The sequence below is a fragment of the Nocardia sp. JW2 genome, from assembly GCF_051843015.1.
Taxonomy (GTDB): domain Bacteria; phylum Actinomycetota; class Actinomycetes; order Mycobacteriales; family Mycobacteriaceae; genus Nocardia; species Nocardia coubleae.
Genome location: NZ_JBPXLK010000004.1, coordinates 104378 through 117270 on the forward strand (window position 1 = coordinate 104378; position 12893 = coordinate 117270).

The 12893-nt window shown below is 67.6% G+C and carries 13 protein-coding genes; 4 read left to right on the plus strand and 9 right to left on the minus strand.

The window, feature by feature from the left end:
* Nucleotides 1-3: 3 nt before the first annotated feature.
* The gene (locus ACSVDM_RS08075; RefSeq protein WP_067487495.1) at nt 4-867 is read right to left on the minus strand and encodes an ABC transporter permease; all 864 of its coding nucleotides are present in this window, start codon (nt 865-867) and stop codon (nt 4-6) included.
* On the minus strand, nt 867-1601 hold the full coding sequence (locus tag ACSVDM_RS08080; protein ID WP_312032647.1) for an ABC transporter permease: 735 nt from the start codon (nt 1599-1601) through the stop codon (nt 867-869). Before ACSVDM_RS08080 ends, ACSVDM_RS08075 begins: the two co-directional genes overlap by 1 nt.
* Nucleotides 1602-1940: 339 nt before the next feature.
* On the opposite strand from ACSVDM_RS08080, the gene ACSVDM_RS08085 reads away from it, so the two are divergent.
* The 3 genes from ACSVDM_RS08085 to ACSVDM_RS08095 all read left to right on the plus strand — a co-directional run bounded on the left by ACSVDM_RS08085 (nt 1941) and on the right by ACSVDM_RS08095 (nt 5671).
* Nucleotides 1941-3575 (plus strand): acyl-CoA synthetase, encoded by a 1635-nt coding sequence (locus tag ACSVDM_RS08085; protein ID WP_439263818.1) that lies wholly within the window; start codon nt 1941-1943, stop codon nt 3573-3575.
* 10 nt (nt 3576-3585) lie between these two features.
* Nucleotides 3586-4812 (plus strand): cytochrome P450, encoded by a 1227-nt coding sequence (locus ACSVDM_RS08090; protein ID WP_439263819.1) that lies wholly within the window; start codon nt 3586-3588, stop codon nt 4810-4812.
* A gap of 85 nt (nt 4813-4897) precedes the next feature.
* Nucleotides 4898-5671 carry an SDR family oxidoreductase gene (locus tag ACSVDM_RS08095; protein WP_067487837.1) on the plus strand — a complete coding sequence of 258 codons (774 nt, stop codon included), beginning with the start codon at nt 4898-4900 and terminating at the stop codon, nt 5669-5671.
* A gap of 56 nt (nt 5672-5727) precedes the next feature.
* On the opposite strand, the gene ACSVDM_RS08100 is transcribed toward ACSVDM_RS08095, so the two are convergent.
* The 6 genes from ACSVDM_RS08100 to ACSVDM_RS08125 all read right to left on the minus strand — a co-directional run bounded on the left by ACSVDM_RS08100 (nt 5728) and on the right by ACSVDM_RS08125 (nt 11326).
* Nucleotides 5728-7077 (minus strand): cytochrome P450, encoded by a 1350-nt coding sequence (locus ACSVDM_RS08100; RefSeq protein WP_439263820.1) that lies wholly within the window; start codon nt 7075-7077, stop codon nt 5728-5730.
* Between the two features lie 127 nt (nt 7078-7204).
* Nucleotides 7205-7792, minus strand: a complete 588-nt coding sequence (locus ACSVDM_RS08105; protein WP_439263821.1) for a TetR/AcrR family transcriptional regulator — start codon at nt 7790-7792, stop codon at nt 7205-7207.
* Between the two features lie 32 nt (nt 7793-7824).
* Nucleotides 7825-8211: a carboxymuconolactone decarboxylase family protein gene (locus ACSVDM_RS08110; protein WP_067487507.1), complete on the minus strand. Its 387-nt coding sequence runs from the start codon at nt 8209-8211 to the stop codon at nt 7825-7827.
* Nucleotides 8208-9092 carry an NAD(P)-dependent oxidoreductase gene (locus ACSVDM_RS08115; RefSeq protein WP_439263822.1) on the minus strand — a complete coding sequence of 295 codons (885 nt, stop codon included), beginning with the start codon at nt 9090-9092 and terminating at the stop codon, nt 8208-8210. Before ACSVDM_RS08115 ends, ACSVDM_RS08110 begins: the two co-directional genes overlap by 4 nt.
* The gene (locus ACSVDM_RS08120; RefSeq protein ID WP_067487511.1) at nt 9089-9838 is read right to left on the minus strand and encodes an SDR family oxidoreductase; all 750 of its coding nucleotides are present in this window, start codon (nt 9836-9838) and stop codon (nt 9089-9091) included. The genes ACSVDM_RS08115 and ACSVDM_RS08120 overlap by 4 nt, the downstream gene beginning before the upstream one ends.
* A 12-nt stretch (nt 9839-9850) precedes the next feature.
* Entirely contained in the window at nt 9851-11326 is a 1476-nt protein-coding gene (locus tag ACSVDM_RS08125) for an aldehyde dehydrogenase (RefSeq protein WP_439263823.1), read from the minus strand.
* A 101-nt stretch (nt 11327-11427) separates the two neighbouring features.
* Between ACSVDM_RS08125 and ACSVDM_RS08130 the strand changes: the two genes are divergently transcribed.
* Nucleotides 11428-11574: a DUF1059 domain-containing protein gene (locus ACSVDM_RS08130; protein WP_439263824.1), complete on the plus strand. Its 147-nt coding sequence runs from the start codon at nt 11428-11430 to the stop codon at nt 11572-11574.
* 53 nt (nt 11575-11627) lie between these two features.
* Here ACSVDM_RS08130 and ACSVDM_RS08135 read toward each other — a convergent pair whose 3' ends face one another.
* Nucleotides 11628-12425: an SAM-dependent methyltransferase gene (locus ACSVDM_RS08135; protein ID WP_439263825.1), complete on the minus strand. Its 798-nt coding sequence runs from the start codon at nt 12423-12425 to the stop codon at nt 11628-11630.
* Nucleotides 12426-12893 lie beyond the last annotated feature (468 nt).

A 12893-nucleotide genomic window follows, 5' to 3' on the forward strand; every position in this document is an offset into this window, starting at 1 on the left:
GCGTCACCCCGTGAACGTGATCGGGGAGCGCCAGCCCCACAGGACGACGGTGGCCACCATGTCGAGCGCGATGATCGCCACCAGGCTGGCGCGGATGGCGCGCCCCGAACCGATACCGACACCTTCGGGTCCACCGACCGCGAAATAGCCCTGGTAACAATGGATCAGCACCACCGCGACGGCGAACACCACCACCTTCACGGTCGCGGCGAACACATCCCAGCCGAGGACGAACTGGTCGAAGTAGTGGTCGTAGGTCCCGGTCGGCACCTCGTGGATCGATGTCACGATCAGCTGACACGACAGATAGCTCAGGATCAGCGCCACCACGAAAGCCGGTGCCACCGCGACGATCCCGGCCACCACCCGGGTGGTGACCACGAACGGCACCGACCGGATCCCCATGGATTCGAGTGCGTCGATCTCCTCCGAGATCCGCATCGACCCGATCTCCGCCGTCATCCGGCAGCCCGCCTGTGCGGCGAAACCCACCCCGGCAGCGATCGGTGCCAGCTCCCGGGTCACCCCGAACGCGGAGATGAGCCCGCTGAGCTGACCGAGTGCCAGCGCGTCCAGCGCGTGATGGGCCTCGATGCCGATGGAGGCGCCCATCGCCGCACCCATCAGCAACATCAGCGGCACCACCCCGCCGCCGACGATCACCGAGCCGCGCCCCCAGGTCATATCCGTGATCGCGGTGAGTGTCTGGCGTCGGTAGTGCGCGAGGGTGTACGGCACCGACGACAGCACCTGCCAGCAGAACCCGATCACGAACCCGAGCGATTCCACGGGGCGCACCGGGCCGATGCGGCGGCGCAGCCGGCCGATCCAGCGCACTCCGAACGGCAGATACGGGCTCGCGGTCATCAGGCCGCCCGCAGTGGTACGAACACCGTGACCACCTGGGTGACAACGGTATTGAGCACAGTGATCGCCGCGACCGACATCACCACCGCCGCGTTGACACCGTCGGCCACCCCGCGTGGTCCACCCCGTGCCTCCAGCCCGCGCTGACAGGCGATCACCACCACGAGGAACCCGAACATCAGTGACTTCACCAGCGACACCCACACATCCAGCGAGGTGGTGAACGCACCGAAGGAGTCCCAATAACTGCCCGGCGTGACATCCAGGGCCGTGACCGCCACGCCGTATCCGGCGGCGATCCCGACGACGATGATGAGCACGTCGAGCAGCGGCGCGATCAGCATCATGGCCGCGATGCGTGGAACGACCAGGCGCTGCACCGGATCCACGCCCATCACGCGCATGGCGTCGACTTCCTCGCGCACGGTGCGCGCACCGAGGTCGGCGGCGATCGCGGCGGCGCCCGCCCCGCCGAGCAGAATGCCCGCGGCCATCGGCGCGCCCTGTTTGATCACCCCCAGCCCGCCTGCGGCGCCGATCATCGAGTCGGCGCCCAGCTGGGAGACGATATTGCCGACCTGGGTGGACAGGATCACCCCGAACGGCACGGCCATCAGCACGGCCGGAATCGCGGTCACCTTCACCAGGAACCAGGCCTGTTCCAAGGCTTCGTGCACCGGAAACCGCAGGCGCACGGCGTCGTTCGCACCGATCCGCACGGCCGAGGTGCCCATGCGCAGGGCGCGGCCGAAGGTGGCCAGCGCCGACAGCACGGTGTCGGCGAAGTTGCGGCGCAGCACCGCGCCCGCGGTGCGTGGCTGCGCGAGTGGCTCAGCGTCGGTGGAATGGCCGTGCCCGGCTCGCGATGTGGTCCGCCCGAACAATGCACACCCCCTCGGTGTTCGAATGCCCGTTCAATTGCCTGGACACCAGTCTGGACGGTACTACACCCAGCTTCGACGGAAGGTCGTAATCGCGAATCACTCCGAACGAGAGCGATTCTCCGTATCATGGACACCTGTCTGGACAGAAATTCAGAAATAGCGAACCGGTATCGAGTTGCGAGGCACTGCATGGTTGGTTTCAGTTTGTCGAACGTATTCGCGACCGTGGCGGCGGCGATTCCGGAGCGCGAATTCCTCGTGCACGGTGACCGCCGGATGTCCTATGCCGAAACCGACCGCAGGGTAACGGGATTCGCGAAATTCCTGGCGGCGCGGGGGATCGGTGCCGAGGTCGAGCGGACCGCCCGGCATTTGTCCGGGCAGGACCATTTGGGCGTCTATTTGCGCAACGGCACCGAGTACCCGGAGATCTTGATCGGTGCCTACCGGGCGCGCGCGGTGCCTTTCAATATCAACTACCGCTATGTCGAAGAGGAATTGCTGTACCTGCTCCGCGACGCCCGGGCACGAGTGCTGGTGTACCACGCCGAATTCGCTCCACGGGTGGCCGCGGTACTGCCCACGCTGACCGACCCGCCGCTCCTGATCCAGGTCGCCGACAGCAGCGGCAACGACCTGTTGCCGGGCGCGGTCGACTACGAGACCACCGTCGCCACCACCGAGGGCGAGCTGCCGGAACCCGACGGCGACGATCTGTACCTGCTCTACACCGGCGGCACCACCGGGATGCCCAAGGGTGTGCTGTGGCGCCAGGACGACATCTACCTCGCCGCCATGGGCGGCACCCGCTTCGGCACCGGCGTGCGACTGAATTCCTATGCGGAACTCGCCGATTCGGCCACGGTCACCGGCGGCGCCTACCGCTTGGTCGTCGCCGCCCCGTTCATGCACGGCGCCGCGCAGTGGTTGCTGTTCCAGTGCGTCACCAACGGCGGAACCCTGGTGCTGCCCACCGTGGTCGACCGCTTCGACGCCACCTCGGTCCTCGAGGCTGTGGCCAGGGAGAACGTGATCGCCCTTCCGCTCGTCGGGGACGCCATGGCGCGACCGATCGTCGCCGAACTCGAGCGGCGCCACTACGATCTGCCGTCGCTGGCCGCCGTGCACAACGCAGGCGCCCCGCTCACCCCGGCCGTGCGACAGCGATTGATCGAGGCCTTCGGCAAACCCGTACTCGTCGTCGACTCGGTGGGCTCCTCGGAGTCCGGCATCCAGATGACCCAGATCTACGACGCCGACGCCCGAACCACAGCGAGCAGCTTCGTGCCCGCCGACACCGACACCGCCGTGATCGACGAGGACCTCACCCGGCTGCTCGACGAACCGGGCGCCTCGGGCTGGCTGGCGCGCAAGGGCCGCATCCCGCTGGGCTATCTGGGCGACGAGGAGAAGACACGGCGCACCTTTCCGGTCGTCGACGGTGTGCGCTGGTCCATCGCGGGTGATCGCGCGAAGGTGCTGGGCGACGGCCGGATCGAACTGCTCGGCCGCGACAACCTGACGATCAACTCCGGCGGCGAGAAGATCTTCGTCGAAGAGGTCGAGCGCGCCGTCGCCGCCCACGCGAGCGTGCTCGACGTGGTCGTGGTCGGCAGACCGTCACAGCGGTGGGGTAGTGAGGTCGTCGCCCTCGTACAGATGGACGACGAGACCGTCACCGATGCCGAGCTGCTCGACGAATGCGCCAAGCACATCGCCCGCTACAAACTGCCCAAAGCCATTCTGCGCTGTCGCGAAATCCTGCGCTCACCCACCGGCAAGGCCGACTACCGGTGGGCGCGCGGCGTCGCGACGCGGATGTGAGGAGATCCCGATGCCCCCACTCACCCTCCCCGCCGGCCTGGACTTCTCCGACCCGGGACTCTGGGCACAGCGCACGCCCGTCGAGGAATTCGCGATGTTGCGCAAGGCCGCCCCGGTGTGGTGGAACGCGCAGTCCGACGACATGTGCGTGCCCCACGACGACGGCGGATTCTGGGTCGTGAGCCGTCACGAGGACGTGCGAACGATCTCGCGCAACCCCACCCTGTTCTCCGCGAGCACCAAGGGTTCGGTGATCCGCTTCCCCGGTACCGTCACCGCCGACACCTTCGAAGCGACGAAATCCATGCTCCTCAACATGGATCCACCCAAGCACTCGGCCGTGCGCCGCATCATCTCGCGCGGATTCACCCCACGCGCGGTCGAGGCGCTGCGCGCCGCGCTGGCCGAACGCGCCGAGGCCATCGTGCACGCCGCCCGTGCGACCGGCGGCGGCGACTTCGTCCACCAGGTGGCGCGCGAGCTGCCGCTGCAGGCCATCGCCGAATTGTTCGGCATCCCGCAACCGGATCGGCTGCGCCTGTTCGACTGGTCCAACCAGATGCTCAATTTCGACGACCCCGAATACGGCGACCCCATCGGCGCCACCGCGGATCTGCTCGGCTACGCCTGGCAGCTGGCCGAATCGCGACGCCTCGACCCCGCCGACGACCTGGTGTCGAAACTGGTCACCGCCGATATCGACGGCGGTTCACTGACACCCGACGAATTCGGCTTCTTCATGATCCTGCTGACCGTCGCGGGCAACGAGACCACCCGCAATGCCACCACCCATGGCATGAAGGCCTTCGTGGATCATCCGGAGCAGTGGGAACTCTTCCGCGCGCAGCGCCCACGCACCGCCGCCGACGAGATCGTCCGCTGGGCGACTCCGGTGATCGCGTTCCAGCGCACGGCCACCGAGGACACCGAACTGAGCGGTCAGCCGATCCGCGCGGGGCAGCGGGTGGCGATGTTCTACAGCTCGGCGAATTTCGACGAATCCGCCTTCGGCAACCCCTTCACCTTCGACATCCTGCGAGACCCCAACCCGCACCTGGGATTCGGTGGAACAGGCCCGCACTACTGCGTGGGCGCGAATCTGGCGCGACTGCAACTGGAGCTGATCTTCGGGGCCATCGCCGACGCCATGCCGCGCCTACGGCAGGTGGCCGAGCCGACCAGGTTGCGGTCGAGCTTCGTCAACGGGATCAAGCACTGGCAGGTCGCCTACGAGTGAGGCCGATCGCCGGTCGCCAAGACTGATCCGTAGTAATGTCCAGACAGGTGTCCAGGCTCCGTCTGGACGGAAGGAAGGTGTGACCATGCCACGATTCGAACCCCACCCGCCTGCGCGCCCCGCCCTGGTCACCGGCGGCTCGTCCGGCATCGGCGCCGCCACCGCGAAAGCCCTTGCCGAACTGGGCCATCCGGTCGCGCTCGGTGCCCGGCGCGAGGCCGAGTGCGAGGCCGTCGCGGCGGCCATCCGGGAGAAGGGCGGCACCGCGTTCGCCCACCGGCTCGATGTCACCGACAACGACTCGGTGGAGGAGTTCGTCGCCGCCGCGCAGCGTGAACTCGGTGACATCGAGATCCTGGTTTCGGCCGCCGGGGTGGTGAAATTCGGGTGCGTGCACGAGTTGTCCTCGGCCGACTTCGTCCGCCAGCTCGACCTGCACCTGGCGGGCCCTCAGCGCCTGCTGCGCCTGCTCGTGCCCGGCATGATCGAGCGACGCCGCGGCGACGTGGTGCTCATCGGCTCGGACTGCTCGGTGACGCCACGTCCGCGCACCGGCGCCTACAGCGCTGCCAAAGCGGGCATCGAGACCCTGGCCACCCAGATGCGGATGGAGCTGGAAGGCACCGGCGTTCGCGTGTCGCTGGTCCGCCCCGGTCCCACCGCCACCGAGATGGGCACCGACGCGACCGTCGAGGACATCGAGCCGCTACTGAAGGACTGGGCACGCTGGGGCTTCGCACGCCACCCCTACATGCTGCGCGCCGCCGACCTGGCCGACGCCGTCACCGCGGTGGTGTCCACGCCGCGCGGTGCCCATGTGATCGTCAGCGAGGTCCAGCCCGAGTCGCCGCTGCGCTGACTCGTCAGACGTCGAAAGCCGCCCCGAACCTTTCGGGGCGGCTTTCGCGTGTGACGTCAGCGGCGCCTGCGGTAGCGCACCCGGCACGGCTGCTGCAGCTGCACGACCATCTTGGAGTGATCGTTGCGATAGCTGTCCGACGGCTGCGCCATCTCGAACTCCCAGTCGCGCAACAGGATCGAGAAGATCGCCTTCATCTGCATGAGCGCGAACGCGGCACCGACGCAGCGATGCCTGCCCGCGCCGAACGGGATCCAGGTCCAGCGGTTGACGATATCGGCCTGTTCGGGGTCGATATAGCGGCCGGGATCGAAGGCATCCGGGTCGGGGAAGCATTCGGGCAGCCGGTTGGACACCGCCGGGGTGGCCGCCACCAGGTCGCCCGGCGCGATGCGGTGCCCACACACCTCGAACTCGTCCCTGGCCACCCGCATCAGGATGATGAGTGGCGGATGCAGTCGCAGCGTCTCCTTCAACGCCGCCTCCAGTCGCGGAATCTGGCGCAGCGCACGGAAACTCACCTCGGTGTCGTCGGCGAAGAGGCTGTCGAGTTCCCCGACCACGTCGGCGAGTGTGTCGGGATGGCGCAGCAGTTCGATCATCGTCCACGCCGAGGTCCCCGAGGTGGTGTGGTGACCGGCGAACATCATCGAGATGAAGATGCCGGTGACCACCGACGCCGAGAAGCGCGGTGCGCCCTGTTCGTCACGCACCGACACCAGCACGTCGAGCAGATCGCGTTCCTCCTTGCCCTGGGGAGGCGCGGCGATGCGGCGGTCCATGATCTCGCCGACCAATTCGACGAGTCGGCGCCGCGATTCGTCGCGTTTACGGAAGCTCTCGATCGGCATATACGGATCGACATAGGCCAGCGCGTCGGTGCCGCGCTCGAGATCGTGATAGAGCTCGGCGAAACGGCTGTCGAGTTCATTGCGGAATTTGGTGCCGATCAGGCACGCCGAGGATGTGTAGATGGTGAGCTCGGCGAAGAAGCCGAGCAGATCTATTTCGCCGGAATCACCCCAGTCCGCGATCATCCGGTCCACCTCGTGCGAAATCGTCGCCGCGTGGCCGCGCATGTAGTCGGCGCGCAACGCCTGATTGTGCAGCATCTCCTTGCGCCGCTCCGGGCTGGCGTCGAAGACGACGCCCTCGCCGAAGATCGGCTTCATGAAGGGATACGCCGCCTCCTGGTCGAGGTCCTCGTCGCCGGCGCGGAAGAAGAATTCATTGGCCTCGGCACCCGAGAGCAACACCACGTCGCGCCCGGCCAACTCGAAAACGCCCACGTCGCCACATTCCTCGCGCACCCGGCGCATGAGGGCGATCGGATCGGAACGCAGTTCCTCGAGGTGACCGTGCTCGTGTTCGCCGCCGGAGACCCGTCGCGGTTTCAGAAGCGTCATCGAAGACCTCTCAATCTCTGGGTCATATAGACACATGTCCAGACGGTACTACAGTTCTCGGGCGTGGCGCAATGCGCGAAAAAGCCGCCACCCGGTTACCGGATGACGGCTTCTGTTGTCGCGGAGACTATTTCAGGATCAGATAGACCGATTTCTCGATCCGGTCCGCCATTTCGTCGTAGGTCCCGTATCCCATCCCGGCACGCACCAGCGCGCCCGCGTAGAGCAATTCGAACGCCTCGAGCGCATCCGGATCGTGGTCGGGACCCAGTGCCCGCGCGATCCGCTGCCGGATCTCCAGGCCGATCCGCACCCGCAGATGCGACACGTCGGGGTCCTGGCCGAGCAGGGCGCTGGTCACGGCACCCGCCAGCTCGTTCTCCCCGCCGACCATCAGCGACACCTGCCGCAGCGTCTCGACGACCCGCTCGGCCGCCGACTTGTCGTCGTCGTGTTCGAGCTGCGGCGTCTGCAGCAGGCGACGCCAGAACACCTCGGCGACGAGGTGTTCCTTCGACGAGAAATAGGTGTAGGCGGTCGCGGTTCCCACGCCCGCGGCGGCGGCCACCTGACGCACGGTGAGTCCGGAATAACCCTGCTCGGTGATGACGTCGACGGCGGCGCGGGTGAGCCGGTCGACCGTATCGGCCTGTTTCTCGGTCAGGCGCCTGCGCGTGGCCTCGAGAATCGCGGGATCAGAATGGTTTTCGGACACAATTCCATATTAGTCGCAGGTACATGGGATACCTATTTGGGCCTGCGCATGCGCGGTTCGCCGCCCCCGCGCGCCCGTTCGGAAACGGTGCTGATCGCGGTATCGAGCCGGGTCCCGTTGGGCCAGCCGACATAGTGGCACAGGAACAGGGCGATTTCGCGGAGCTGTTCCTCGGTGAGCTCTTTGTTGTGCAGGGCGGCGTGGATCTGGATTTCGGCGGTTTCCATGCGGCCCTGGGCGGCGAGCGCGCCGAGCAGCAGCAGCCGACGGTCGCGGTCGGTGAGTCCGGGGCGCGACCAGATCTCGGCGAAGAGGTGATCGACGGTGGTGGCGAAGAACGCGCCGTCGATCTCCGGCGGTTGCCAGCCGTATACCTCTTTCATGCGGGCCAGGCCGCGGGCGCGGGCGTCGTCGGTCATGTGCTGCTCCTGTCGGATGTGGGGACCCGAAGGCCGAGACCTTCGGCGAGATGCTCGAAACCCATTCGGGCGAGCGGTAATTCGACGCCGAGCCGGGCGCCGAGGTCCAGGGCCAGCGCCAGGTCCTTCTCGCCCAGATCGCGTACGTGCGACATGATCGGCAGCCACGGATCGCCCTCGGCGAGGCGGGCGGTGGACTCGCGCCACAAGATGGCACCCGGTCCGCCGGTGACGGCGTCGGAGTGGCGCACCACCTCACCGAGGCGGCGGATGTCGAGCCCGGCCGACTCGGCCAGGCGCGAGGCCTCGGCGGCGGCGGCGAAGGCGACGAAGTGCACCAGATTGCGGGCGAGCTTCATCCGGGTACCCGCACCCACCGGGCCCGCGTGCACCACGAGATCGGCGAAGCGGGCGAACGGGGACCGCACCGCCTCGAACGCGGTCTCGCTGCCGCCGACCATTACCGCGAGGCGCCCCTGTTTCGCGCCGGGCGCGCCACCGCTGACGGGTGCGTCGACCAGCTCGACCTCGTGGCGCGCGCATTCCTCGGCCAATTCGACCGCCGTGCTGTCGGCGATGGTCGAATGCACGGCGACCACCGTGCCCGCGGCGGCCGTCGACAGAATTCCCTGCGGACCGGTCAGCACATCGCGAACCTGGGTGTCGTCGAGGACGGTCACCGAGATCACCGCCGCGCGAGCGGCGACCTCGGCCGGTGTCGCCGCCACCGCGACACCCGCGGCGGCGAACTTCTCGGTGGCAGCGGCCCGCGCGTCGCACACCACCAGCCCGCCCGGCCAGTCGACGAGCCTGCGCGCCATGGGCGCACCCATGTTGCCCAGCCCGATGTAGCCGAGACGTGGCGCGTTGTCGGTGGTCATGAGCGGATCACCTGTCCGCCGTCCACATTGAAGATCTGCCCGGTCACCCAGGCGGCGTCGTCGGAGAGCAGATACAGGCAGGCGCCGACGAGATCCTGCGGTGTGCCCATCCGCTTGAGCGGCAACCGCTTCACCATGTCGTCGACGATGACCGACGGTGTGATCGTCTTGGTCGCCTCGGTATCGATGGGGCCGGGGGCGATGGCGTTGATCCGGATGCCGGAGCTGCCGAGCTCGTGGGCCAGCTGCTGGGTGAGACCGTTCACGCCGACCTTGGCCAGCCCGTAGAAGCTCGAATAGGTCCACGCGGCGGTGGAGGACTGGTTCACGATGGACCCACCACTGGCGCGCATCGTCGGCCAGACCGCGCGGGTCACGTTCAGCGCGCCGTCGAAGTTCACGCTCATGAAGTGCTTGTAGTAATCCCACGGCACCGTGAGCAGCAGGTTCAGCTTCATGGTCCCGTAGATGGCCGCGTTGTTCACCAGATGGTCGATGCCGCCGAACTTCTCGACGGTGAACGCGGCGAGCGCGGCCGCGGAATCCGGGTCGGCGACATCGACCTCACGGAAAGCGGCGACACCGCCGGCCGCGGTGATCTCCTTGGCGACCGATTCGCCCGCCTCGGCATTGATGTCGGCCACCACCACGCGGGCGCCCTCGGCGGCGAGCGCCTTGGCGTAGGCCGCGCCGATACCCTGTGCCGCGCCGGTGACGATCGCGGTCCGGTCGGTGAAACGTGTCATGTCTGTTCTCCTTCAGGCCGGGTAGGCCACGAGTTTGGTTTCGAGGTATTCCTCGAAACCGGCGACGCCCATCTCGCGTCCGATGCCGGACTGCTTGTAGCCGCCGAACGGCGCGTCGACCGAGTACCAGGTGCCGCCGTTCACACCGAGGGTCCCGGTGCGGACGGCGGAGACGACCTTGTCGACGCGGGCGGGATCGGTGCCCCACACCGAGCCCGACAGGCCGTAGGGGGAGTCGTTGGCGATGCGGATCGCGTCGTCGTCGCCGTCGTGCGGCAGGATCACCAGCACGGGCCCGAAGATCTCCTCCCTGGCCACCCGGGACTCGTTCGTCAGCCCGGCGATCAGGGTCGGCTCGACGAAGTAGCCCGCGTCGCGGCCGGCCGGACGACCGCCGCCCACGACCACCTCGCCACCCTCGCTGCGAGCCAGCGAGATGTAGCCCTCCACGCGTTCGCGCTGTCGCTCGGAGATGAGCGGACCGCACACGGTGCGCCGGTCGTCCGGGTCGCCCGCGCGGATGCCGCCCATGGTCCTGGCCGTCGCTTCGAGAGCCGCCGCGTAAGCGTTGCGCGGTACCAGCAACCGGGTGGACAGCGCGCAACCCTGACCGGCGTGCACACACACCGAGAAGGCGGCCATCGCACAGGCCGCCGCGATATCGGCGTCGTCGAGGACGACGAACGCGGACTTGCCGCCGAGCTCGAGGAACACCTTCTTCACCGTGGCCGCCGCCGCGGCCATCACCGACTTCCCGGTGCGGGTGGAACCGGTGAACGACACCAGATCCACGTCCGGGTCCTCGGCGAGCTGCGCGCCGAGCCGGTGATCGGAACCGGTCACCACATTGAACACACCCGCGGGGATATCGGTGTGCTCGGCGGCCAGAATCCCCAGCGCCGCACCGCACCACGGGGTATCGGGGGCCGGTTTGAGCACCACGGTATTGCCCGCCGCCAGCGCGGGCCCGATCTTGGCCAGGTTGATCTGATGGGGGAAGTTCCACGGCGTGATCGCCCCGACGACGCCCACCGCCTCGCGGCGCAGTTCCCTGCGGGTACGCATCCCCATCGGTTCGGCGATCGGCATCTCGGTGCGCCAGCAATAGGATTCGGCGAGATCCGCGAAGTAGCCGAGATCGTTCACCGGCCCTTCCAGATGAGGTCCCGCCGTGAGCATCCGGGGCGCGCCCGCCTCCTCGATGGTGATCTCGCGCAGTTCCTCGATGTGCTCGCGCATGGCCTCGCGCAACTGGCGCAGGCAGCGCGCTCGGAACGCCGGATCGGTCGACCACCCGGTGGTGTCGAAGGCGGTGCGGGCCGCGGTGACGGCCGCGCGCATGTCCTCGGTCGTGGCATCGGCCGCCCAGCCGAGGCGCTCGCCGGTGGCGGGGTTGCCGGTCGCGAACACCCCACCCGATCCCCGGCTCAGTTTTCCGTCGATCAGCAGCGTGCAGCCGTCCTCGGGACGCAAATTGCTCGGCACCATGTCTCCCTCGCTGTCTGGACAGGTGTCTAGACTGTATTTCACCATACGGTCGGTGAGCAAGGGCGCATCGGCCGGAACCGTTGCCCGCGAGAGGAAATGCCATGAAGACCAGACTGCGATGCCCCTGCGGAGACCTCATCGTCGGCACCGACGAGGACGACCTGGTCGAGCACGCGAACGCGCACCTGACGGCGAACCATCCCGACCACGACTACACCCGCGAGGAGATCCTGCTGTTCGCCTACTGAACGACAGCGGGCCCGCACCGTGTACCGGTGCGGGCCCGCTGTCATGGGTCGGGTCAGGGTTTGCGGGCGACCCCGCCGTACGCGGAGATCGGCTGGACCTCGCCCACCTGGGCATCCTCGGGCCGCCACTGGGTGATCGAGGTGAAGCCGGGCTCCACGAACTCCAGGCCGTCGAACACCGCCTGGATCTGGGCCTGCGTGCGCGGAATGTAGGGGGTGCCGCCGGTGCCGGTGTAGTTCTCGCACAGCGTCACATAGGCCTGGCTGTCGTCGGTGCCGTCCCACATGATGAGGTAGCTGCCCGACGGGACCGCCGCCAGCACGGTGCCGACGATGCGGAGCAGGTCGTCGTAGGTCTTGGCGTGGCCGAGCACGCCCATGAACATCACCGCGATGGGCTCGTTGAAGTTCAGCACGTTGCGGGCGTCGGCGACGATCTTCTCGGGCTCGTGGAAGTCGGCGTCGATGTAGGTGGTGACACCCTCGGGGGTGGTGCTGGTGAGCAGCGCCCGCGCGTGGGTGAGCACCAGCGGATCGTTGTCGACGTACACCACGCGGGCGTCGGGGGTGACGCCCTGGGCGACCTCGTGGGTGTTCTGCATGGTCGGCAGACCGGTGCCGATGTCGAGGAACTGCCGGATGCCGCGCTCGCGGGCCAGGAACCGGACCGCCCGGATCAGGAACTGCCGCGACTGCACCGCCATGGTCGAGATGTCCGGGTCGACGGCCAAGCCCGCGTCACCGGCGATCTTGTCGATGTCATAGTGGTCTTTGCCTCCCATCCAGTAGTTCCAGATCCGCGCCGAATGCGGGATGTCGGTCCTGATCTGTGGGGTGTCTACGTCGGCCATGGTCTCGTTCCTCTGCGAATCGACTGTGACTTAGCCGGCCCGCCGGTCCACACCGCCGGCGCGGGACAGCATCTGATCTGGTTGCGACAGTACAAGATTGACGCCGTGCTCGAGCAGATTCGTGGTTCACCTGTTCGGGCCGATCGAAACCGGTCCTCGCACTGCGGATCTCGCGCCCGACAAGGGGGTCCCGGACAGGAACGGTCAGGTCGAATTCCCGCCGGTGACCCGATTCGCGGCTCCCTACGGTCGGTCGAGTGAATCCTGATACCTACGCAGAGATCCCGGTGACCGACCGGCTCCACCGTCCCCTGATCCTGTTCATGGCACTCGCGGCAGCCGTCGGTACATCGACGATCTATCCGATGTAGCCCGCGATCGCGGACGTGGCGGATTCGCTCGGCACTCAGACCACCGCTGTCGGATTCGCCCTGGCTTGCGGGCCGATCGGCTACATGCTCGGACTCG